The organism is Escherichia sp. MAL-1, from assembly GCF_052948035.1.
The window spans coordinates 1,872,771-1,895,170 of the sequence record NZ_CM129609.1; the positions used below are offsets into that span (position 1 = coordinate 1,872,771).

Genomic DNA, 22,400 nt, shown 5'->3' on the forward strand with positions numbered 1-22,400 from the left:
TCACTCCATCATCTTCTCAATCGGCAGGACCAGGATTGAACTGGCTCCCAGCGCTTTCAGTTTTTCCATCGTTTCCCAGAACAGGGTTTCACTGCTGACCATGTGCATCGCTACGCGTTGTTGGTCACCCGCCAGCGGCAGAATGGTTGGGCGTTCGGCACCTGGCAGCAGGGCGATGACTTCATCCAGACGTTCGGTCGGTGCGTGCATCATGATGTATTTTGATTCGCGCGCCTGGATCACACCCTGAATACGGGTCAGCAGTTTGTCGATCAGTTGCTGTTTGGATTCTTCCATTTCGCCATCGCGTTGTATCAGGCAGGCTTTCGAGCGATAGATAACTTCGACTTCGCGCAGGCCGTTAGCTTCCAGCGTGGCACCGGTGGAAACCAGATCGCAAATCGCATCCGCCAGTCCGGCGCGCGGGGCGACTTCAACAGAACCGTTCAGTAAGCAGGATTTAAAAGAGATGCCTTTCTGGTCGAGATAACGCTTGAGCAGGTGAGGATAAGAGGTGGCGATACGTTTACCATTTAAGGAGAGCGGGCCGTCCCAGGCTTCATCAACCGGCGTTGCCAGTGAAAGTCGGCAGCCGCCGAAATCCAGACGACGCAGGGTAAAGTAGCGCGGATCTTCACCCTGGGCGCGGCGGTTAAGCAGCTCTTCTTCCAGCACGTTTTCGCCGATAATCCCAAGGTCTACCACGCCATCCATTACCAGACCGGGAATGTCGTCGTCACGCACGCGCAGAATATCAATCGGCATGTTTTCTGCCATCGCGATCAGGCGCTGGGTGTGAAGATTGATTTTAATGCCACAGCGCGCCAGCAATTCGCGTGAGTCATCACTTAAACGGCCGGATTTCTGCATAGCTATGCGTAAACGAGTGTTGTCTGTCATTTTGTTATTCCTCTTTAAACCTGTCTGAATCGTTATCAACCGCGCAATAAAAAAGCCCCCGGAAGGTGATCTTCCGGGGGCTTTCTCATGCGTTCATGCACCACTGGAAGATCTGAATGTCTTCCAGCACACATCGCCTGAAAGACTAGTCAGGATGATGGTGATGATGGTGATGTTTAAATTGAACGCGTGTCATAAAAGTCTCTGTGAATGTTTATTCAACTGATGTCTTTTAACCTAAACCACTTTCACGTTAGAAAGCAAGGGCTTTTTTATATATTTTATGGCGATGGATTTGTTTAATGAATGAGCGGGGAAAGGTGGGGGCCTGGAGTGACTACGTTAGAAAAGTAATCGTGAAAATATGTCTTTAAAACCCTCAAGAACATTGTGTTCTGTAACTAAAGTGGGCTTTGTTCCTGCCGGATGCGGCGTGAATGCCTTATCAGGTCTACAAATGTTGCCTAAATTCAATATATTGATGTTTTGTAGGACTGATAAGCGGAGCGCATCAGGCAATGGTATATTTGCTAACAGTTTCGATTTCATTCATAGAATGAATTGTCAGTTTTGATACGCTAGCGTAGCCTTATAGATCTAAGGTGTATCAGGAGATAACGGATGAAAAAGGTCGCAATTGTCGGGTTAGGGTGGTTAGGCATGCCGCTGGCGATGTCACTTTCAGCGCGAGGCTGGCAAGTCACCGGGAGTAAAACCACACAAGATGGTGTCGAAGCGGCCCGAATGAGTGGCATTGACAGCTATCTGCTTCGCATGGAGCCTGAGTTAGTTTGCGATTCTGACGATCTGGATGCCCTGATGGATGCCGATGCGCTGGTCATTACGCTTCCGGCACGTCGTAGCGGCCCCGGCGATGAGTTCTATTTACAAGCGGTACAAGAGTTAGTGGATAGCGCGCTGGCCCATCGTATTCCCCGAATTATTTTTACCAGCTCAACATCTGTCTATGGCGATGCGCAAGGCATGGTGAAAGAAACTACCCCGCGTAATCCGGTAACCAACAGTGGACGAGTATTAGAAGAACTCGAAGACTGGCTGCACAATTTACCCGGTACTTCGGTCGATATTCTGCGTCTTGCGGGCCTGGTCGGACCGGGACGTCATCCCGGACGCTTCTTTGCCGGAAAAACCGCGCCTGATGGTGAACATGGTGTTAATTTAGTCCATTTAGAAGATGTTATTGGCGCTATCACTCTGTTGTTACAGGCACCTAAAGGCGGACACATCTATAATATATGTGCGCCAGCTCACCCTGCGCGTAATGTTTTCTATCCGCAGATGGCCCGTTTACTGGGGCTGGAACCTCCGCAGTTCAGAAATAGTCTGGACAGCGGCAAAGGTAAGATTATTGATGGCAGTCGGATTTGTAATGAACTGGGATTTGAATACCAGTATCCCGATCCGCTGGTAATGCCGCTGGAGTAAACGATCACGCCAGCAGGACGCCGCATGCACTGCAAGGGGGCGTGTATGAAACCACTGCTGGATGTGTTGATGATCCTCGATGCCTTAGAAAAAGAAGGCAGTTTTGCGGCGGCGTCGGCCAAACTCTACAAGACGCCGTCCGCTCTGAGTTACACCGTTCACAAGCTGGAAAGCGACCTTAATATTCAATTGCTTGATCGTAGCGGACACAGCGCTAAATTCACCCGCACCGGAAAAATGTTATTAGAGAAAGGGCGGGAAGTTCTGCATACCGTGCGAGAACTGGAAAAGCAGGCGATCAAACTGCATGAAGGCTGGGAAAACGAGCTGGTGATTGGCGTGGACGACACGTTTCCTTTTTCTCTGCTTGCGCCACTCATTGAAGCTTTTTATCAACATCATAGCGTGACGCGCCTGAAGTTTATCAATGGCGTACTCGGTGGTTCATGGGATGCCCTGACTCAGGGGCGAGCGGATATTATTGTTGGCGCGATGCATGAGCCACCATCTTCCAGTGAGTTTGGTTTTTCACGGTTGGGCGATCTGGAACAAGTCTTTGCGGTCGCGCCTCATCATCCGTTAGCCCTGGAAGAAGAGCCGTTAAATCGTCGTATTATTAAGCGATATCGGGCGATTGTGGTGGGGGATACTGCGCAGGCAGGCGCTTCTACGGCATCACAACTTCTCGACGAACAAGAAGCCATTACCGTTTTCGATTTTAAAACCAAACTGGAGCTGCAAATTAGCGGCCTCGGCTGCGGCTATTTACCCCGTTATCTGGCGCAACGTTTTCTCGATAGTGGCGCGTTAATCGAGAAGAAAGTGGTCGCCCAAACTCTCTTTGAACCCGTCTGGATTGGCTGGAACGAACAGACCGCAGGACTTGCCAGTGGCTGGTGGCGGGATGAAATTTTAGCAAATAGTGCGATCGCCGGTGTTTATGCAAAATCTGATGACGGAAAATCAGCCATTTAAAGAAAAATTATTCTGACAAGCCTCTCATTCTCTTGTCATTTCCCCCCCATTTAGGCACAATGCGCCGCTGTCAAAAAATGACTAAAAACCGACGTTTCATCAGCGTCGGTTATTTTTTGCTTCAAACCAATCATTCATACCAAGAGGCCGGGCTTCGTACCGGATAGATATTTACTAAAAATCGACAGTTGTTGTCGCTGAGGAATCCAAAAAAATGGGGCAATTTTTTGCTTACGCGACGGTTATCACCGTAAAGGAGAATGACCATGTCGCATAACGTTACTCCAAACACCTCTCGCGTGGAATTGCGTAAAACGCTTACGTTAGTTCCGGTTGTAATGATGGGTCTTGCCTATATGCAGCCGATGACGCTGTTTGATACTTTTGGTATCGTTTCAGGCCTCACGGATGGTCATGTGCCGACAGCCTATGCGTTCGCATTGATTGCGATCCTGTTTACGGCTCTGAGCTACGGGAAGCTGGTTCGCCGCTATCCTTCTGCTGGCTCTGCATACACTTACGCCCAGAAATCCATTAGCCCGACTGTCGGCTTTATGGTGGGTTGGTCTTCTCTGCTCGACTATCTGTTCGCGCCGATGATCAACATTCTACTGGCGAAAATCTATTTTGAAGCTCTGGTGCCTTCCATCCCATCGTGGATGTTTGTGGTGGCGCTGGTGGCCTTTATGACCGCCTTTAACCTGCGTAGTCTGAAATCCGTAGCGAACTTCAACACTGTAATCGTCGTGTTGCAGGTAGTGCTGATCGCGGTGATTCTGGGCATGGTTGTTTATGGCGTATTTGAAGGTGAAGGCGCTGGTACGCTGGCGAGCACTCGTCCATTCTGGTCTGGCGATGCGCATGTTATCCCGATGATTACCGGGGCGACAATCCTGTGCTTCTCCTTTACCGGCTTTGACGGCATCAGCAACCTGTCGGAAGAAACCAAAGATGCAGAGCGCGTGATCCCGCGTGCGATTTTCCTGACCGCGCTGATCGGCGGCATGATCTTCATCTTTGCAACTTACTTCCTGCAGCTGTACTTCCCGGATATCTCTCGCTTTAAAGATCCGGATGCGTCACAGCCTGAAATCATGCTGTACGTTGCGGGTAAAGCGTTCCAGGTTGGCGCGCTGATCTTCTCCACCATTACCGTACTGGCGTCCGGTATGGCGGCGCATGCAGGCGTAGCGCGTCTGATGTACGTAATGGGTCGTGACGGCGTATTCCCGAAAAGCTTCTTCGGTTATGTACACCCGAAATGGCGTACTCCGGCGATGAACATCATCCTGGTTGGCGCGATTGCCCTGCTGGCAATCAACTTCGACCTGGTAATGGCAACGGCGCTGATTAACTTTGGTGCGCTGGTGGCGTTCACTTTCGTTAACCTGTCGGTCATCTCGCAGTTCTGGATCCGTGAGAAGCGTAACAAGACGCTGAAAGATCACTTCCAGTATCTGTTCCTGCCGATGTGTGGTGCGCTGACCGTTGGTGCGCTGTGGGTTAACCTGGAAGAAAGCTCAATGGTTCTGGGTCTGATCTGGGCTGCTATCGGTCTGATTTACCTGGCTTGCGTCACCAAGAGCTTCCGTAATCCGGTTCCGCAGTACGAAGACGTAGCATAATCATCTTTTCTAATAATAAACCGGAGTCGAATGAACATTTGGCTCCGGTTTTTTTATTCTTTTGTATCGAACTCCTCATTAATAACCATTTGTTCTAATTTAGAGAATTTGGTTATTGGTCTGCATTCCACCAGTCATGAATAATTTCCTCATTAACATTCATCTGGTTAATTAATTTATGTTTTCAATGATATTAAGCGGGCTAATTTGTGGTGCTCTGCTGGGATTTGTCATGCAGCGTGGGCGTTTTTGCCTGACAGGTGGTTTTCGCGATATGTATATCGTGAAAAATAATCGCATGTTTTACGCCTTGCTGATTGCAATTTCGGTACAAAGCGTGGGGGTTTTTGCGTTAATTCAGGCGGGCCTACTGACTTACGAAGCCGGGGCGTTCCCGTGGCTTGGTACTGTTATAGGTGGGTATATCTTCGGGCTGGGAATTGTTCTGGCGGGTGGATGTGCCACCGGGACCTGGTATCGCGCGGGTGAGGGATTGATCGGCAGTTGGATCGCGCTTTTCACTTATATGGTGATGAGTGCGGTGATGCGTTCTCCACATGCCAGTGGTTTAAATCAAACCTTGCAGCACTACAGTACTGAACATAACTCTATTGCTGAGACTTTTAATTTGTCTGTGTGGCCGTTGGTTGCCGTTTTGCTGGTGATAACGCTCTGGGTGGTGATGAAAGAGTTGAAGAAGCCAAAACTCAAAGTCGCGACCTTACCGCCGCGCCGAACCGGGATCGCTCATATTCTGTTTGAAAAACGCTGGCATCCCTTTGTCACTGCTGTACTCATCGGTTTGATTGCGCTTTTAGCCTGGCCCCTGAGTGAAGCAACCGGACGCATGTTTGGGTTAGGAATCACTTCCCCAACGGCCAATATTCTGCAATTTCTGGTCGCGGGTGACATGAAATACATTAACTGGGGCGTTTTCCTGGTGTTAGGGATCTTCGTGGGGTCATTTATTGCAGCCAAAGCGAGCCGTGAGTTCCGCGTTCGCGCAGCTGATGCACAAACAACATTACGTAGCGGGTTAGGTGGTGTACTGATGGGCTTCGGTGCCAGTATTGCAGGTGGTTGCTCTATCGGTAATGGACTGGTTATGACTGCAATGATGACCTGGCAGGGCTGGATTGGCCTTGTATTTATGATTCTCGGAGTCTGGACTGCGTCCTGGCTTGTGTATGTTCGACCGCAGCGTAAGGCGCGACTGGCAACTGCTGCGGCAAATTAAGTAAGGTGTAAAGATGGTGATTAAAAAGCTGGATGTGGTGACGCAGGTCTGTCCGTTTCCACTCATAGAAGCAAAAGCAGCTCTGGCAGAAATGGTCAGCGGCGATGAGTTAGTGATTGAGTTTGATTGCACCCAGGCAACTGAAGCAATCCCACAGTGGGCGGCGGAAGAAGGACATGCCATCACCGATTATCAGCAGATTGGCGATGCAGCGTGGAGCATCACCGTTCAAAAAGCCTGACTCAACATTGTCCTCCGCCGTACCAGCGGCGGAGGCTTCAAATTAGACAATCTCTTCCGCGTACTGCCAAAGTGCTTTTAACAGCGCCACTTTCTCTTTGTCATCGGCATATTGTTGTACCAGCATCTGCAATTCATCAGCATAACCCTGCAAAAACTCTGGCGTGAAGACCTGGCGACGGTGCTCCAGCCAGCGTTGCTGCTCGGCATAATCCAGCGTCCCCGGGAAGTTGCGTGCCCGATAATTGAACAACAGCTTTTCAATCCGTTTATCAACAAAAGTGATATCCAGTGCCGGTAAATTACGCGGCTCGGTTTCCAGCACAATTTTCATTGCTGCACGATCTGCGTCACTGAAAAAGCCGTTATAAAGCTGTGCATCCACGTTATCTGAAGGCGTAAACGGTTCGGCTTCCGCGAATATCGCCACCACTTTTTCGCGCACTTGCGGATTTTCACGCAGAATTTTCAGGTTATCGAGGCAATGCTGACGATTAATTCCCAGTCGGTCGGCATCTTCCGGGCGTAGCGTATTCGCCTGGGCCAGCACCGGACATTTATTGATATGCACCAGCTTAACCGGAACGGCGGCGTTATCGCCAAGATCGGTTTTTGCGGTATATAAACGCTCGCGCAATGTGTCGCTATCCAGTTCCAGTAATGGCGAAATGTCTCCTGCCAAATCCACCATAATTACGGCATTGCGATTTTCAGGATGCCACGCCAGCGGTGCCACCCAGCTGGTATTGCCGCGCCATGCCCCAAACATTCCGGAAACGTGAACCAGGGGTTTCATCTGCGGAACATCAATCAACGCCATCAGTTTGTGTTTATTACGATGGGTAAAGAGATATTCAAACAGACGTGGCTGACGCGTTTTTACCAGTTTCGCCATCGCAATAGTGGCGTACACATCAGCCATCGCATCGTGGGCGTTGCTATGTTCAATTCCATTCGCTTTGGTTAAATGCTCAAGGCGAAAGCTCGGTAGACCGTCATCATTTTCAGGCCAGTTTATTCCTTCCGGGCGCAGGGCATAACAGGCACGCATAACATCCAGTAAATCCCAGCGCGAGTTATCATGCTGCCAGCTCCAGGCGTAAGGATCGTAGAAATTACGATAAAAAACGTTGCGTGTGACTTCGTCGTCGAAACGCACATTGTTGTAGCCCAGAATACAGGTCTTCGGTACGGTAAAAAGCGAGTGAATACGGGCGGCAAACGCGGCTTCGTTTTCTCCTTTCGCCCGTGCTTCCTGCGGGGTAATACCGGTAATTAATACGGCTCCTGGCTGGGGTAAATAGTCATCAGCGGGCTTGCAGTAAAAGACTTCGGGTTCGCCGATGACATTGAATTCGCTATCGGTGCGAATGGCTGCGAACTGTGCAGGGCGATCTAACGCGGGGTGCGTGCCAAAGGTTTCGTAATCGTGAAACAAAAAGGTAGATTGTTGCTTACCGTCATTCATCATTAGGTTAAATCCGTTATTTCTGCTGTCTGCCAGAGTATCAAATATCACCGTGCTAATCAGCTTTAGCGCCACAATTTGGCAGCGAGTGGCAACAGATCATGTCAGATAAAAATGAGAGGGTAGTCACATTTTCTTGCACTTTATTCCAGCCAGTTCATAAGTATTTCCGTAAAAAGAACAGCTATTTGAAACTCCTGAGGGTTTGCTGTTGAAACGCCGTCTTATTATTGCTGCTTCTTTGTTCGTTTTTAACTTATCGTCTGGTTTTGCGGCGGAAAACATTCCTTTTTCACCTCAGCCTCCAGAGATTCATGCCGGGTCCTGGGTATTGATGGATTACACCACCGGTCAGATCCTCACCGCGGGTAATGAGCATCAACAGCGCAATCCCGCCAGCCTGACAAAGCTGATGACGGGTTATGTCGTGGATCGCGCTATCGATAGTCATCGCATTACGCCAGACGATATTGTCACCGTGGGGCGCGATGCGTGGGCGAAAGATAATCCGGTGTTTGTCGGTTCTTCACTGATGTTTTTGAAAGAGGGCGATCGCGTATCGGTACGTGATTTAAGCCGTGGTTTAATTGTGGATTCCGGAAATGACGCTTGTGTTGCTCTGGCTGACTATATTGCCGGTGGGCAACGGCAGTTTGTTGAAATGATGAACAACTATGCCGAGAAGCTGCATCTCAAGGATACGCATTTTGAAACAGTGCATGGTCTGGATGCACCTGGCCAGCATAGCTCGGCTTATGATTTAGCTGTGCTTTCTCGTGCTATCATCCACGGCGAGCCCGAGTTTTATCATATGTACAGTGAGAAAAGTCTCACCTGGAACGGTATCACCCAGCAAAACCGTAACGGGTTGTTGTGGGATAAAACCATGAATGTTGACGGCCTGAAAACGGGTCATACTTCTGGTGCCGGGTTTAATCTCATTGCTTCGGCTGTAGATGGGCAGCGTCGTCTCATTGCAGTGGTAATGGGGGCTGACAGTGCAAAAGGTCGTGAGGAAGAGGCAAGAAAATTACTGCGTTGGGGGCAACAAAACTTTACTACGGTGCAAATTTTGCACCGTGGGAAAAAGGTCGGAACGGAACGCATCTGGTATGGCGATAAAGAAAATATCGACCTGGGAACGGAACAAGAGTTCTGGATGGTGCTACCGAAAGCCGAAATTCCACATATCAAAGCCAAATATACCCTTGATGGTAAAGAACTCACCGCGCCAATTAGCGCCCATCAGCGGGTAGGGGAAATTGAACTTTACGACCGTGATAAACAGGTGGCGCACTGGCCGCTGGTTACCCTGGAATCTGTCGGGGAAGGCAGCATGTTTTCTCGCCTGAGTGATTATTTCCACCATAAGGCCTGACCTTTCTTTTGCAGCAGACTGGCAGGAGTGCGAGTCTGCTCGCATAATCAACACTCATTCCTTGTGGTTTTAATTTTGCAACTATACTGTATATAAAAACAGTATCAATGGAGGCGTCATGAACTACGAGATTAAGCAGGAAGAGAAACGTACCGTTGCAGGTTTCCATCTCGTTGGCCCGTGGGAACAGACGGTAAAGAAAGGCTTTGAGCAGTTGATGATGTGGGTAGATAGCAAAAATATTGTGCCGAAGGAGTGGGTTGCTGTCTATTACGACAATCCAGATGAAACACCCGCCGAAAAATTACGCTGCGACACCGTCGTGACGGTGCCGGGTTACTTTACGCTTCCCGAAAACAGTGAGGGCGTCATTCTGACAGAAATTACAGGTGGTCAGTATGCGGTGGCGGTAGCTCGTGTAGTCGGTGATGATTTTGCTAAACCCTGGTATCAGTTCTTTAATAGTCTCTTGCAGGACAGTGCTTATGAAATGTTACCAAAGCCCTGCTTCGAGGTTTATTTGAACAATGGCGCGGAAGATGGGTACTGGGATATCGAAATGTATGTTGCGGTGCAGCCAAAACATCACTAATTCATCTCAGGGCGGTGTGTTAACGCGATGACCACTCTTTTTTTTGAAAGCGAAAAGAGTAAGATGCGCCTTTCAATTTTTTCGCTCCTGCCGGGAAATTACACTGTTCCCGGTTTGTCCGTCGGATAATTCAGAGGCGCGCCTTCTGGCCGACAGATGAGTTATGAGCGCTTTTAATCTCATTACGGAGTTTCTGCGTGCGTGCCGATAAGTCATTAAGCCCGTTTGAAATCCGGGTATACCGCCATTACCGCATTGTGCATGGTACTCGGGTCGCGCTGGCATTCCTGCTCACTTTTCTCATTATCCGCCTGTTTACTATCCCGGAAAGCACCTGGCCGCTGGTCACCATGGTGGTGATTATGGGGCCAATCTCGTTCTGGGGTAACGTTGTCCCTCGCGCCTTTGAGCGTATTGGCGGTACGGTGTTGGGTTCGATTTTAGGTCTTATCGCTCTGCAACTGGAGTTAATCTCGTTACCGCTGATGTTAGTCTGGTGCGCGGCGGCCATGTTCCTTTGCGGTTGGCTGGCGCTGGGCAAGAAACCGTATCAAGGTTTATTGATTGGGGTGACGCTGGCAATTGTTGTGGGTTCCCCGACAGGTGAAATTGATACGGCGTTATGGCGAAGCGGCGATGTGATCCTCGGCTCTTTACTGGCAATGTTGTTTACCGGTATCTGGCCACAACGGGCGTTCATCCACTGGCGCATTCAACTGGCGAAAAGTCTGACCGAGTATAATCGGGTCTATCAATCTGCATTCTCACCGAACTTACTCGAACGCCCACGTCTGGAAAGCCATCTACAAAAACTCCTGACCGATGCCGTGAAAATGCGTGGACTGATTGCGCCCGCCAGCAAAGAAACCCGTATTCCAAAATCGATATATGAAGGTATCCAGACCATTAACCGCAATCTGGTTTGTATGCTGGAGTTGCAAATCAATGCATACTGGGCCACGCGCCCCAGCCATTTCGTGTTATTGAACGCGCAAAAACTTCGTGATACCCAGCACATGATGCGTATTTTCATGAAAGGAGATCACTCAATAACTTCCATCGAGATCGGGTAATAACATTTGAACAGATCGCTGAATAACATCGATGGAGATCACTTTTGACTCATTTTGTTATTCAGTGATCTCCATCAATGTTATTGGAACTTCACAGGTGTGTTGATCTGTATCTTTTGCCATTCCGGTAAAGGATACCTATGCCAACAGTTCCAATTTCTATGAGAAAACTTAAAGAAATTCTTAGGCTTAAATACGGTGTTGGACTCAGCCATCGACAAATTGGTCGTAGTCTTGCAATCTCCCCTTCCGTTGTATCCAGATATGCTAATCGGGCGGCTCAACTTGGCATAAAGCAGTGGCCCTTACCTACAGGATGGGATGATACAAAACTAAAACATGCGTTCCTTCAGACCCAGGTTAAGATGAAGAAGCACTCTCTGCCTGACTGGGCTACAGTACACCGGGAACTGCGTAATAAATGCGTGACGCTGCAGCTACTCTGGGAAGAATACTGTGAGCGTAATCCAGGCGGTTTTTACAGCTATAACCATTACTGCCGGATGTACCGTGAATGGCTCAAAACCACTTCACCATCAATGCGTCAGGTACATAAAGCTGGCGAAAAACTTTTCGTTGATTACTGTGGACCTACCGTTGGCGTTACCGACCCTGAGACCGGAGAAATAAGAACTGCTCAGGTCATCGTAGCTGTTCTCGGGGCATCAAGTTACACATGGGCAGAGGCCACCTGGTCTCAGCAGCTTGAAGACTGGGTGATGAGTCATGTTCGCTGCTTCCAGTGGTTGGGTGGCGTTCCTGAACTTGTTGTTCCGGACAATCTGAAAAGCGCCACATCCAGGGCATGTAAGTATGATCCTGACGTTAACCCTACCTACCAGCAGATGCTTGAGCATTATAATGTCGCAGTTTTGCCTGCGCGGCCACGTAAACCGAAAGATAAAGCCAAAGCTGAAGTTGGCGTTCAGGTTGTTGAACGCTGGATCATGGCCCGAATCAGGCATGAGATCTTCTACAGCCTTGCATCGCTTAATCAGCGCATTCGGGAGTTGCTGGAAAGACTGAATAACAAAATAATGCAGAAGTTGGGTTATTCACGTGCAGAACTCTTCATCCAGCTTGATAAACCCGCACTGAAGCCTCTTCCTGAAGCCAGTTACAGTTACACCCTGGTGAAGAAAGTCAGAGTTCATGCCGATTACCACGTGGAAATCGACAAACATTACTACTCGGTTCCATGTTCGCTGTTAGGCCAGCAACTGGAAGCATGGATCTCCGGAGAACTGGTAAGACTCTTCAATCAGGGGCAGGAGGTTGCTGTGCACCCGCGCAAGCGTACTTATGGCTACAGTACCCGCAACGAGCACATGCCTGAAGCTCATCGACAGCATGCCACCTGGACGCCAGAGCGTCTTCTGGAATGGGCGGGGCACATAGGCAGTGAAACTCATAGTTATGTGCTTCATATACTGAACTCTCGTCCACATCCGGAACAAAGCTATCGCTTCTGCCTTGGACTCCTGAACCTTCATAAAAAATACAGTAAAGCCAGACTTAATGCAGCATGTGCAAGAGCTCTGAAAACAAAGGTATGGCGTCTGTCAGGTATTAAATCGATCCTGGAAAAAGGTCTGGATAAACAACCTGTTCAGGATCCAAAACCAGATCTGTTATCCACGATGGAACACGAAAACGTACGCGGCAGTGAGTATTACCACTGATACGGGATCCAATGATGAATCATCTTTACGAACAACTGACCGCACTTAAACTCACCGGCTTCCGTGATGCGCTTAAAAAGCAACTTGCTCAGCCGGGCACATACCAGGAGCTGGGCTTCGAAGAACGCCTGTCATTACTGACAGCAGAAGAACTAACCTGCCGTGAAAACAGGAAGGCAGAGCGTCTGATCAAACATGCACGGTTCAGACTTAATGCTGAGTTATCAAAGCTGGATTATCGTAACAATAGAGGGCTGGACAGGGCCTTCATCCGTTCACTCAGTCAGGGAAACTGGTTAACCCTGAAACAAAATATTTTACTGACCGGGGCCACCGGCAGCGGTAAAACGTTCCTGGCATGTGCACTTGGTCATAATGCCTGCCGACAGGGATACAAGGTCTACTATTATCGCCTTAAAGCGCTGATGGAACAGTGCTATCAGGGGCATGCTGATGGAAGATACAGCAAACTTTTGACCAGGCTGAATAATAGCGATCTGCTGCTTCTGGATGACTGGGGGCTGGAACCTCTCTCATCAGAACAGCGTAGCGACCTGCTGGAAATAGTGGATCTGATGTACCAACGAGGCTCAATCATCGTAGTGAGCCAGTTGCCGGTGGAAAACTGGTACAAAATGATCGGAGACTCCACACATGCGGATGCCATCCTAGATCGACTGGTTCATGGCAGTATCAAGATCGAACTTAAAGGAGAATCAATGCGGAAAATACAATCTCCGTTGACCGAAGGAGATCAGTGAAGGTAATTTAAAAACGGTTCTGTGAAAGTGACACGAACCGATCTCCATCGATGTTACTCACCGATCTCCTTCACGGTAATACGCAACACATGATGCAGCAAATACTGCTGAGCCTTGTTCATGCGCTGTACGAAGGTAATCCGCAGCCGGTTTTTGCCAATACGGAAAAATTGAACGATGCTGTGGAAGAGCTGCGTCAGTTGCTCAATAACCACCATGACCTGAAGGTTGTGGAAACACCAATCTATGGTTATGTGTGGCTGAACATGGAAACGGCGCATCAGCTTGAGTTGCTATCGAATCTGATTTGCCGGGCCTTGCGCAAATAATTCCTGAACTTCAGAATCATCTTGCTGCTGCTTCGATTCAGCAAGGATAAAGGGTATGATAGTGAAAAGGGATAAAAGCATTGTCATCTGCGGCAGCTATGAGTAATGTTGGCCCTAACGAATAGCGGTTGCTTAAACGAATCCGACTCTCACATTATCAGGGGTATAAAAATGGAAACTACCAAGCCTTCATTCCAGGACGTACTGGAATTTGTTCGTCTGTTCCGTCGTAAGAACAAACTGCAACGTGAAATTCAGGACGTTGAGAAAAAGATCCGTGACAACCAGAAGCGCGTCCTGCTGCTGGACAACCTGAGCGATTACATCAAGCCGGGGATGAGCGTTGAAGCAATCCAGGGCATCATCGCCAGCATGAAAGGTGACTATGAAGATCGCGTTGACGATTACATCATCAAAAATGCCGAGCTCTCCAAAGAACGCCGCGATATCTCCAAAAAGCTGAAAGCTATGGGCGAAATGAAAAACGGCGAAGCGAAGTAATTCCCGTTTTATTCAATGAGGGTTGCCTGGCAACCCTCATTGCTCATTGATTCTTATCTGTGTATCACCGTCATCATTCTCATCCGAGAACCAATCGAAATTAACAACAGCCTTCTTCTGTATGCAGCAAGGCAAAAAGTTCTGTAACTCCATTGTTATTAACTGCACTGGTTACTAACACGTTGTGCGCTCCAGCTTCCCGTAACCAACTTTTCACCAAAGATATTTGTTCCATGCTGGCTAAATCTGCTTTGGTTACTACTCCAATGACCGGGTGATTCATGGCCCGGTAGGGCGTTTTTACCTCTAATTCCTGCTTCAGCGCTGAGATTCCTGCTTGTTGCCAGAAAAGCAGGCACCTGCCGTCTGAACGGTATCGATCCGGAAGCGTATCTGCGCCATATTCTGAGCATACTGCCGGAATGGCCCTCCAACCGTGTTGACGAACTCCTGCCATGGAACGTAGTTCTCACCAATAAATAAGCGTCAATACGGTGCTCCGTTGACGCTTACTTTAATCCGTTTTCTGAGCTTAGATTTTTCTGTTCCTACCCAGACCGTGGATTTGGAATTCATTTTTTGTCAGGTCAATGCTAATCGTTAAAACGGCCATAACGCACCTCCACTGGAAGGTTTATCAGTAATATCCTACCGTTGCTTCATGGTCGGGGCGTCCATTCCATTATTATCGGTTTTCCTTTCTGTTTATAAATGAAAACGCCAGCTGTATTCAGGCTGGCGTCAGGAGAAATGAAGCCTGTTGAGTGAGATTCACCGGTTCTGGTGCAGAAGCTGCAGATGGCGCAGGGTAAGGACATCTTCTCTTGCCTGCTTAATACAGGACAACAGTGCTGTTTCTGTGGTTAATGGCACTATACCCTGTATCACTGCATTGTCTTACAGCAACTGGTGAGGGCTGGCATAAGTTGCCGGTGTTTCGGTAGAGTCACGGTCATCCACCACGCGGAGTGAATAACCGTTTTCAGCGGCCTTATTAATCAGTTCAGTGATATTAACACCATCAATGTCAACGACAATGTGCCCCATATCCAGCGCCTGTACGTTAACGCTGTCGGCTTCCAGTGTCATCATTTCGCCTCCGGATACTTACCCAGGGTAATGTTATTTACCGTTCTGTAATTGTCGCGGGTCATCAGGCCGGTCGCCCTGCGAGCCCGGAGGATATCGATGCTGTTTATTAACTGAGAGCGGGTACAGGCGCTGAATCCCGGCTGGTCGGTACGCACCAGCGCGTATTTTTCCACGAGAAAGTTCACCGCATCACACAGTGAAATGCCTGCCTCAATATGCTGCTCAATCACACGTTCATCGGCAAAAGGTGTGTCATTCAGTGTGAGGCCATAGTGCTGGTCCAGCAGTCGGGACAGCAGTATCTGCCAGATTTCAACAGGAGACGGGCGAGAACTGGCCGCCTGCCCGGGTAATACAGGTAATGTTTTCATACTGAAGATTTTCCTGATATGCAGATATAAAAATGGAAAAGTGGCGTGGTGAAAACACCAGGCCGTAGCAGAAGGCTATTCTGGAGAGTTAATTTTTCATTTCGGGCGTCGGATAAACAGCCAGATAAACGTAACCACAACTGCTGAGGGTATCGGCTTTGCAGGTCAGCCCTTTTGCATACAGCGTGACGGTATGCTGATGGCGGGGATTCAGTTCACCGCTGGTGAGCATGAGTTCCAGTTGTTTCATCAGCAGCGGAAAGGCCTGGTCCAGGTGGTACGCATCTGCATCGCTGAACAGGCCTCTGATACCGGCGCGGTCGGCAAGGTAATGCAACCGGTTACCCTCCTGCACCAGACGTGCCCCGAAACAGGGCGTCACGGTGCAGGGCAGCCCCCACCAGGGGCGGTCGTGATTGTCGTCGGGAAGTGTTGTCCCGGGGAGTGTGTCTGACACGATAAAATCCTTACAGAAAATCGGCTAAGAATGGTCCGGTAGTGGCGATAATTCTGCTCATCAGAATTCCCACTCAGTTCAGGGTGACGCTCATCAGCCGGACATACGGACCAAAACTGTCCTTACGGCGTTCAGCAAACACGGCCAGCACACCGGGAATATCCTGCACTTCACGACCGGTATACGCTTCAGCACTGCCGTGCCAGCGGTATTTACCGGTACAGAACGGAAAAAGACGGGATGTCGGATGTTGTTGGTGAATACGCATGGCTTCACCACGGGTGATAATTTTCATAATGGGATACCTCTGAAGACAGAAGATAAAAGTGAAAACAGGTGTGATGTGGTTGTGAAGGGTTAAAGCAGACCATGTTCGGCAAAGGAGAAAACCTGGTTGCCACCGACTATCAGATGGTCCGGCACCCGGATATCCACCAGGCCCAGTGCCTGTACCAGACGTTCGGTGATAAGCCGGTCTGCCTTACTGGGTGTGACTTCACCGGACGGGTGATTGTGTGCCAGTACCACGGCAGCGGCATTGTGGTACAGGGCGCGTTTAATCACTTCCCGGGGATGGACTTCCGTGCGGTTGATGGTGCCGGTGGGTAATGACTCCAACTTATTGATAGTGTTTTATGTTCAGATAATGCCCGATGACTTTGTCATGCAGCTCCACCGATTTTGAGAACGACAGCGACTTCCGTCCCAGCCGTGCCAGGTGCTGCCTCAGATTCAGGTTATGCCGCTCAATTCGCTGCGTATATCGCTTGCTGATTACGTGCAGCTTTCCCTTCAGGCGGGATTCATACAGCGGCCAGCCATCCGTCATCCATATCACCACGTCAAAGGGTGACAGCAGGCTCATAAGACGCCCCAGCGTCGCCATAGTGCGTTCACCGAATACGTGCGCAACAACCGTCTTCCGGAGCCTGTCATACGCGTAAAACAGCCAGCGCTGGCGCGATTTAGCCCCGACATAGCCCCACTGTTCGTCCATTTCCGCGCAGACGATGACGTCACTGCCCGGCTGTATGCGCGAGGTTACCGACTGCGGCCTGAGTTTTTTAAGTGACGTAAAATCGTGTTGAGGCCAACGCCCATAATGCGGGCTGTTGCCCGGCATCCAACGCCATTCATGGCCATATCAATGATTTTCTGGTGCGTACCGGGTTGAGAAGCGGTGTAAGTGAACTGCAGTTGCCATGTTTTACGGCAGTGAGAGCAGAGATAGCGCTGATGTCCGGCGGTGCTTTTGCCGTTACGCACCACCCCGTCAGTAGCTGAACAGGAGGGACAGCTGATAGAAACAGAAGCCACTGGAGCACCTCAAAAACACCATCATACACTAAATCAGTAAGTTGGCAGCATCACCAGTGATCTGTACCTACTTTTGTTATGAAATAAACATCAGTATCGGCAAAGCTTGCTGCCAGCGCCTGGTTACAGCCTTTTCCCCCCGGTGAAAATATAAAATTACTTGCCAGAAGCGATTCTCCGATAGTGGGAAGCCTCGGCAAATAACTGATGATATCAACATTAAACGAACCAATAACGCATACTTGACTTTTCATAGTTGAGTGGCCTTTTTTTATTCCCTGGGCTGTATCATAATTTTCAAGCGCATAAGCGATTTCATTTTTCGCAATAGTATCAAGCGAGTCTAGGACGATAAAAGCACCGCCATGACATCGAGTCAGATAGCCAAGCCTGGCAAGTTCATTAAGATCTGAACGAATAGTTTCTTTCGTTACATTGAGGCTATTGGACAGATCGGATACTTTTACAGAACCGAATTTACTGAGTCGTTTCAATATTTCATGATGGCGTTCAAATTTCATGCTTCACCTCACTTCAGTTACGTTAATATCTATCGATGTATATTGATGTGATAATCACCATAAAGTGGCGGGGAAAAGCAAAAAAAAGCAAAAATAGCCTGAGAAAAGGTAAGCGTTAATGGAGAATCATATTGATGCTTATTTATTGGTGAGAACTACGTTCCATGGCAGGAGTTCATCAATACGGTTGGAAGGTTATTCCGGCAGTACGCTCAGGATATGGCGCAGATACGCTTCCGGATCAATGTCGTTCAGAAGGCAAGTGCCGATAAGCCCATACAACAGTGCACTGCGCTCGCCGCCGAAGAACATAAAGTTTTTATTTCCGAGACAGATGGCACAAAGGGCTTTTTCCGCGGCATTATGTCTGCCTCCGCCTGACCGTCAACACTGTAATAACAGAGTGCGCCCCACTGATTCAGTACACAGCTGAACCATTCTCCCAGTCTGGATTTTTGGATAGCGTGGCATTTTTCTCCACCATGCATGCAGTGAGTCCAGTAACAGTTTGCTCTTCTTCTGCCTGACCACAAGATGTGCTGGACTGGTAAACGATGGGGATACCTGCTTACGCGAGAGCAATAAGTGGCTGGCCACAATTCTCGGTACAAAACTCTGCTGAATAGCAGCGATTTTCCCAGCGTGGTGCGTCGTTTGCATTTTACTGGTTCTAAGTTAACAATTATCTGTTCACTAATGACTACTCTAAAAACTTGTATCAGGACTATCACTTATTTAAGTGATATTGGTTGTCTGGAGATTCAGGGGGCCAGTCTATAAACTTTTTACAAAAGGATGAATGCAGAAGGTTACTCTAATGGCCAGAGTGATGACAATGATGGTCAGACGTTGACCTGCAGAAACTGCATTTTAATTGGTCTATAAAGTCTGCAAGAGGAATCAGGGTCAGATCAGTGAGTCTTATCGCGGCCCGAAGCTATGACTGAAAGAAGGCTGGATACAGAATTGCAACAATTTGGCAATGTCAGAACACAGAAGCTTTGCAAGCAGGTGAAAGGTTATGTCTAGCAAAAGGAGTATATCAGAATATATCTACTGATGTACAAAACACAACAATAGCTTCATGATATATAAATACGTGATGACGAGTGGTACTCCGCATGGTTATTTAACTTCTCAGCACCACTAATGATCCTGAGCAACTTCGTATTTGGGCCATTGCCATGGAGTAGAAAGCTGTGTCTGAGAATGCAGAATTTGAGAAAAGAATTCGCTTTCTTGGAGAGCTTCTGAAAATGGCACGCTAACAACGTTTTGTTAAAAAATGTGAATCACTTGCCGGGGCTGCATTTTCTATTCGAGGAGAATGTTGACGTAGATATTACAGAAATCTCAGCGCATCAGGATAAACTGCTACCTTAGGTCAACCACCAAAAGAAAATACAATACGTCCAGTTTGTATGCCTTTAATAACACATCTTCTAAATGTTGAAGAATTATCCCGCCTGCTGAAGAACGTTGCTCTGAGTGTGATAAACCTTTTTATTCTTGATGATGTCAGCGAGAAGATGGAATATATCCCCGACTGGGTCGTGGTTACCCGGTTAAACATCTGGTGGCGCTAATAAATCTGGCAAGTCACATTCTGTTGAATGCTGTGACAGTGCCTTACCGAGAGAGCGAAATTGTGGTGTTCTAGTGCATAGTCGCCACCATTCCGGATAATTCTATTACGTTGTTTTACAAGTTCTTTTACAGCGCAGATCTGTCGCTGACGTTGAATCAATAGCCTGGATTTCAGAACACAATGCCCGTTTGCTGGTTGTTCCGGCAGTAGCATTAATTCATTATCTGAATGAAATGTGTCAATCCACAGAAACCGCTGTCAATGACGCATTTTGTCGGACGTTAACACGAGAAAGTCTGGCTATTCCGTAATGCCATCTTATTTCGTAATGGATTGAGACTGCTGGATTTTTAATTATATTACGCGCAGTATTAATCGCGTAAATGTTTTGCGGTCAGCAACGGTGGGGGATCCATTGTTCTGTTCAATGAATACCATCATACATTTGAATCAGGAGTCGGTATGATGATTTTGGTGACGGGGGGCGCACGGAGCGGGAAGAGTCGCCACGCAGAGGCGCTTATTGGGGACTCTTCACAGGTTCTGTATATCGCTACCTCGCAAATCCTTGATGATGAGATGGCTGCACGGATAGAACATCATCGGCAAGGCCGCCCGGAGCACTGGCGCACAGTGGAGCGCTGGCAACATCTTGATGAATTAATTCATGCAGACATTAACCCGAATGAGGTTGTGTTGCTTGAATGCGTTACCACAATGGTGACTAATCTGTTGTTTGATTATGGCGGCGATAAAGACCCTGATGAATGGGATTATCAGGCGATGGAACAGGCGATTAATGCTGAGATTCAGTCGTTGATTGCTGCCTGCCAACGTTGCCCCGCAAAGGTTGTATTAGTGACTAACGAAGTGGGAATGGGGATTGTGCCGGAGAGTCGTCTGGCACGACATTTTCGTGATATTGCCGGGCGGGTAAATCAGCAGTTGGCCGCTGCGGCAAATGAAGTATGGCTGGTGGTTTCGGGTATTGGAGTAAAAATCAAATGAGTAAATTATTTTGGGCGATGCTCTCATTTATTACGCGTCTGCCTGTACCACGTCGCTGGTCCCAGAGACTGGATTTCGAGCATTATTCTCGCGGTATTATTACTTTTCCTTTGATTGGATTATTGCTTGGCGCGATTAGCGGGCTGGTCTTCATGGTGCTGCAGGCATGGTGTGGCGCACCACTGGCGGCACTGTTTAGCGTACTTGTGCTGGTGCTGATGACCGGGGGATTCCATCTGGACGGCCTCGCTGATACCTGTGATGGCGTATTTTCTGCACGTAGCCGCGATCGCATGTTGGAAATCATGCGTGATAGCCGTTTAGGCACCCACGGCGGTCTGGCATTGATTTTTGTGGTACTGGCAAAGATTCTGGTGTTAAGCGAGTTGGCTCTGCGTGGCGAATCGATCCTTGCATCGCTGGCGGCAGCATGTGCGGTCAGCCGCGGGACTGCCGCATTATTGATGTATCGTCATCGTTATGCGCGGGAAGAAGGGCTTGGCAATGTGTTCATTGGCAAAATTGATGGGCGACAAACCTGCGTCACACTCGGCTTAGCCGCTATTTTTGCTGCCGTATTATTGCCGGGTATGCATGGTGTGGCTGCTATGGTGGTGACGATGGTGGCGATTTTCATCCTCGGTCAGCTTCTCAAACGTACGCTGGGCGGGCAAACGGGCGATACGCTGGGAGCAGCCATAGAGCTTGGTGAACTGGTCTTCCTGCTGGCACTGCTATAAAGAGACGTGACATGCAAATACTTGCCGATTTACTGAATACGATCCCAGCCATCGATTCTGCCGCTATGTCGCGTGCACAACGGCATATTGACGGGTTACTCAAACCTGTTGGTAGCCTGGGAAAGCTGGAGGCGCTTGCCATACAACTGGCAGGAATGCCGGGGTTGAATGGCATACCGCATGTGGGCAAAAAAGCGGTACTGGTTATGTGTGCCGATCACGGCGTCTGGGAGGAAGGGGTCGCTATTTCTCCAAAAGAAGTGACAGCCATACAGGCTGAAAATATGACCCGTGGAACAACCGGCGTGTGTGTGCTGGCAGAACAAGCGGGCGCTAACGTCCACGTAATTGATGTTGGTATTGATACTGCTGAGCCTATCCCCGGGCTTATCAACATGCGTGTCGCACGAGGTAGCGGCAATATTGCTTCAGCTCCGGCAATGAGTCGCCGTCAGGCTGAAAAGTTGCTTTTGGACGTCATATGTTATACGCAGGAGCTGGCAAAAAACGGTGTCACGCTGTTTGGTGTAGGTGAACTGGGGATGGCAAACACGACACCGGCAGCAGCAATAGTCAGCACAATCACTGGCCGGGATCCTGAAGAAGTGGTTGGGATTGGCGCAAACCTGCCGACAGATAAACTGGCTAATAAAATTGATGTTGTGCGTCGGGCGATTACGTTGAATCAACCAAATCCTCAGGATGGTATTGATGTCCTGGCAAAAGTGGGTGGATTTGATTTGGTCGGAATAGCTGGAGTGATGTTAGGTGCTGCTTCCTGCGGTTTACCCGTGTTGCTGGATGGATTTCTTTCTTATGCTGCTGCGCTCGCAGCCTGCCAGATGTCTCCTGCAATCAAACCGTATCTCATTCCTTCTCACTTGTCGGTAGAAAAAGGCGCGCGTATAGCGCTCTCGCATTTGGGGCTGGAGCCTTATCTCAATATGGATATGCGTTTAGGTGAGGGGAGTGGTGCAGCTCTGGCGATGCCCATCATCGAAGCCGCCTGTGCGATATACAACAACATGGGCGAACTTGCTGCCAGTAATATTGTTCTACCGGGGAATACGACTTCTGATTTGAACAGTTAAAAACGAAA

At 48.8% G+C, this 22,400-nt stretch carries 23 protein-coding genes, 9 pseudogenes and 1 other annotated feature; of the genes and pseudogenes, 19 read left to right on the plus strand and 13 right to left on the minus strand.

Annotated elements, in window-relative coordinates; translation table 11 throughout:
* Together hisG and hisL are read right to left on the minus strand one after the other, a co-directional pair.
* Window positions 1–900 (minus strand): ATP phosphoribosyltransferase, encoded by a 900-nt coding sequence (gene hisG, locus ACU8XX_RS08970; RefSeq protein ID WP_000131782.1) that lies wholly within the window; start codon window positions 898–900, stop codon window positions 1–3.
* Window positions 901–946: 46 nt separating this feature from the next.
* Window positions 947–1,070, minus strand: a sequence feature (His leader region).
* Window positions 1,046–1,096 carry a his operon leader peptide gene (hisL, locus tag ACU8XX_RS08975; protein ID WP_001364200.1) on the minus strand — a complete coding sequence of 17 codons (51 nt, stop codon included), beginning with the start codon at window positions 1,094–1,096 and terminating at the stop codon, window positions 1,046–1,048. (Overlaps the previous feature by 25 nt.)
* 425 nt (window positions 1,097–1,521) lie before the next feature.
* Here hisL and ACU8XX_RS08980 point away from each other — a divergent pair, with 425 nt between their 5' ends.
* From ACU8XX_RS08980 to tsuB, 6 genes are all read left to right on the plus strand, one after another.
* The gene (locus ACU8XX_RS08980) at window positions 1,522–2,346 is read left to right on the plus strand and encodes an SDR family oxidoreductase (RefSeq protein WP_032170027.1); all 825 of its coding nucleotides are present in this window, start codon (window positions 1,522–1,524) and stop codon (window positions 2,344–2,346) included.
* A gap of 45 nt (window positions 2,347–2,391) precedes the next feature.
* Window positions 2,392–3,321 (plus strand): LysR substrate-binding domain-containing protein, encoded by a 930-nt coding sequence (locus ACU8XX_RS08985; RefSeq protein WP_032170025.1) that lies wholly within the window; start codon window positions 2,392–2,394, stop codon window positions 3,319–3,321.
* A 214-nt stretch (window positions 3,322–3,535) separates the two neighbouring features.
* Window positions 3,536–3,598, plus strand: a complete 63-nt coding sequence (yoeI, locus tag ACU8XX_RS08990; RefSeq protein WP_010723108.1) for a membrane protein YoeI — start codon at window positions 3,536–3,538, stop codon at window positions 3,596–3,598.
* Window positions 3,588–4,946, plus strand: a complete 1,359-nt coding sequence (gene plaP / locus ACU8XX_RS08995; protein ID WP_000019197.1) for a putrescine/proton symporter PlaP — start codon at window positions 3,588–3,590, stop codon at window positions 4,944–4,946. The genes yoeI and plaP overlap by 11 nt, the downstream gene beginning before the upstream one ends.
* A 178-nt stretch (window positions 4,947–5,124) precedes the next feature.
* Window positions 5,125–6,183: a thiosulfate utilization transporter TsuA/YeeE gene (gene tsuA, locus ACU8XX_RS09000; RefSeq protein ID WP_000492339.1), complete on the plus strand. Its 1,059-nt coding sequence runs from the start codon at window positions 5,125–5,127 to the stop codon at window positions 6,181–6,183.
* A 13-nt stretch (window positions 6,184–6,196) separates the two neighbouring features.
* Window positions 6,197–6,424, plus strand: coding sequence for a thiosulfate utilization sulfurtransferase TsuB/YeeD (tsuB, locus tag ACU8XX_RS09005; RefSeq protein ID WP_000234896.1), 228 nt, complete (start codon window positions 6,197–6,199; stop codon window positions 6,422–6,424).
* Between the two features lie 42 nt (window positions 6,425–6,466).
* Here tsuB and sbcB read toward each other — a convergent pair whose 3' ends face one another.
* Complete coding sequence (sbcB, locus tag ACU8XX_RS09010; protein WP_077527041.1) at window positions 6,467–7,894, minus strand: exodeoxyribonuclease I; 1,428 nt, start codon at window positions 7,892–7,894, stop codon at window positions 6,467–6,469.
* Between the two features lie 208 nt (window positions 7,895–8,102).
* Here sbcB and dacD point away from each other — a divergent pair, with 208 nt between their 5' ends.
* The 7 genes and pseudogenes from dacD (at window position 8,103) to ACU8XX_RS09045 (ending at window position 14,207) form a co-directional block, all read left to right on the plus strand.
* Complete coding sequence (dacD, locus tag ACU8XX_RS09015; RefSeq protein WP_000830156.1) at window positions 8,103–9,269, plus strand: serine-type D-Ala-D-Ala carboxypeptidase DacD; 1,167 nt, start codon at window positions 8,103–8,105, stop codon at window positions 9,267–9,269.
* 118 nt (window positions 9,270–9,387) lie between these two features.
* Window positions 9,388–9,861, plus strand: a complete 474-nt coding sequence (sbmC, locus tag ACU8XX_RS09020; protein ID WP_001105415.1) for a DNA gyrase inhibitor SbmC — start codon at window positions 9,388–9,390, stop codon at window positions 9,859–9,861.
* A 197-nt stretch (window positions 9,862–10,058) separates the two neighbouring features.
* Window positions 10,059–10,886: pseudogene (locus tag ACU8XX_RS09025) on the plus strand (FUSC family protein); the annotation flags it as partial.
* A gap of 188 nt (window positions 10,887–11,074) precedes the next feature.
* Window positions 11,075–12,616: an IS21-like element ISEc12 family transposase gene (gene istA, locus ACU8XX_RS09030; protein ID WP_001298859.1), complete on the plus strand. Its 1,542-nt coding sequence runs from the start codon at window positions 11,075–11,077 to the stop codon at window positions 12,614–12,616.
* Window positions 12,617–12,630: 14 nt separating this feature from the next.
* Entirely contained in the window at window positions 12,631–13,377 is a 747-nt protein-coding gene (istB, locus tag ACU8XX_RS09035) for an IS21-like element ISEc12 family helper ATPase IstB (RefSeq protein WP_240765510.1), read from the plus strand.
* A 77-nt stretch (window positions 13,378–13,454) separates the two neighbouring features.
* Window positions 13,455–13,706, plus strand: a pseudogene (locus ACU8XX_RS09040) (hypothetical protein); the annotation flags it as partial.
* A gap of 171 nt (window positions 13,707–13,877) precedes the next feature.
* A complete protein-coding gene (locus ACU8XX_RS09045; RefSeq protein WP_000450409.1) occupies window positions 13,878–14,207 on the plus strand; it encodes a DUF496 family protein in 330 nt (109 codons plus the stop codon).
* A gap of 100 nt (window positions 14,208–14,307) precedes the next feature.
* Here the strand turns inward: ACU8XX_RS09045 and ACU8XX_RS09050 are convergent, their stop codons facing one another.
* Complete coding sequence (locus tag ACU8XX_RS09050) at window positions 14,308–14,490, minus strand: EutP/PduV family microcompartment system protein (protein ID WP_001016348.1); 183 nt, start codon at window positions 14,488–14,490, stop codon at window positions 14,308–14,310.
* Window positions 14,491–14,561: 71 nt separating this feature from the next.
* Between ACU8XX_RS09050 and ACU8XX_RS09055 the strand changes: the two are divergent.
* Window positions 14,562–14,690: pseudogene (locus ACU8XX_RS09055) on the plus strand (transposase domain-containing protein); the annotation flags it as partial.
* A gap of 288 nt (window positions 14,691–14,978) precedes the next feature.
* Here the strand turns inward: ACU8XX_RS09055 and ACU8XX_RS09060 are convergent.
* The 9 genes and pseudogenes from ACU8XX_RS09060 to ACU8XX_RS09100 all read right to left on the minus strand — a co-directional run.
* A pseudogene (locus tag ACU8XX_RS09060) lies at window positions 14,979–15,071 on the minus strand (DUF957 domain-containing protein); the annotation flags it as partial.
* Between the two features lie 33 nt (window positions 15,072–15,104).
* The gene (locus ACU8XX_RS09065) at window positions 15,105–15,299 is read right to left on the minus strand and encodes a DUF5983 family protein (RefSeq protein ID WP_000988600.1); all 195 of its coding nucleotides are present in this window, start codon (window positions 15,297–15,299) and stop codon (window positions 15,105–15,107) included.
* A complete protein-coding gene (cbtA, locus tag ACU8XX_RS09070) occupies window positions 15,296–15,670 on the minus strand; it encodes a type IV toxin-antitoxin system cytoskeleton-binding toxin CbtA (protein WP_000854814.1) in 375 nt (124 codons plus the stop codon). Before cbtA ends, ACU8XX_RS09065 begins: the two co-directional genes overlap by 4 nt.
* A gap of 88 nt (window positions 15,671–15,758) precedes the next feature.
* Complete coding sequence (gene cbeA, locus ACU8XX_RS09075; RefSeq protein WP_001285585.1) at window positions 15,759–16,127, minus strand: type IV toxin-antitoxin system cytoskeleton bundling-enhancing antitoxin CbeA; 369 nt, start codon at window positions 16,125–16,127, stop codon at window positions 15,759–15,761.
* Between the two features lie 73 nt (window positions 16,128–16,200).
* Window positions 16,201–16,422: a DUF987 domain-containing protein gene (locus ACU8XX_RS09080; RefSeq protein WP_000692323.1), complete on the minus strand. Its 222-nt coding sequence runs from the start codon at window positions 16,420–16,422 to the stop codon at window positions 16,201–16,203.
* A gap of 62 nt (window positions 16,423–16,484) precedes the next feature.
* Window positions 16,485–16,742: pseudogene (locus ACU8XX_RS09085) on the minus strand (JAB domain-containing protein); the annotation flags it as partial.
* Window positions 16,743–16,746: 4 nt separating this feature from the next.
* Window positions 16,747–17,444 (minus strand): IS1-like element IS1A family transposase gene (locus ACU8XX_RS09090; RefSeq protein WP_103215986.1). Its coding sequence is split into 2 segments (ribosomal slippage): window positions 16,747–17,195 and window positions 17,195–17,444, totalling 699 coding nucleotides; the frame shifts between segments, so codons are not numbered across the junction.
* A gap of 53 nt (window positions 17,445–17,497) precedes the next feature.
* Window positions 17,498–17,965: pseudogene (locus ACU8XX_RS09095) on the minus strand (PfkB family carbohydrate kinase); the annotation flags it as partial.
* 195 nt (window positions 17,966–18,160) lie between these two features.
* A pseudogene (locus ACU8XX_RS09100) lies at window positions 18,161–18,499 on the minus strand (IS66 family transposase); the annotation flags it as partial.
* Window positions 18,500–19,523: 1,024 nt separating this feature from the next.
* On the opposite strand from ACU8XX_RS09100, the pseudogene ACU8XX_RS09105 reads away from it, so the two are divergent.
* From ACU8XX_RS09105 to cobT, 5 genes and pseudogenes are all read left to right on the plus strand, one after another.
* Window positions 19,524–19,712 (plus strand): annotated as a pseudogene (locus tag ACU8XX_RS09105) (IS4 family transposase); the annotation flags it as partial.
* Window positions 19,713–19,720: 8 nt separating this feature from the next.
* Window positions 19,721–19,864: pseudogene (locus ACU8XX_RS09110) on the plus strand (cobalamin biosynthesis protein); the annotation flags it as partial.
* A 151-nt stretch (window positions 19,865–20,015) separates the two neighbouring features.
* Entirely contained in the window at window positions 20,016–20,561 is a 546-nt protein-coding gene (gene cobU / locus ACU8XX_RS09115) for a bifunctional adenosylcobinamide kinase/adenosylcobinamide-phosphate guanylyltransferase (protein ID WP_000973176.1), read from the plus strand.
* Entirely contained in the window at window positions 20,558–21,301 is a 744-nt protein-coding gene (gene cobS / locus ACU8XX_RS09120; protein WP_112034163.1) for an adenosylcobinamide-GDP ribazoletransferase, read from the plus strand. Before cobU ends, cobS begins: the two co-directional genes overlap by 4 nt.
* A gap of 11 nt (window positions 21,302–21,312) precedes the next feature.
* Entirely contained in the window at window positions 21,313–22,392 is a 1,080-nt protein-coding gene (gene cobT, locus ACU8XX_RS09125; RefSeq protein WP_001459858.1) for a nicotinate-nucleotide--dimethylbenzimidazole phosphoribosyltransferase, read from the plus strand.
* Window positions 22,393–22,400: the final 8 nt, after the last annotated feature.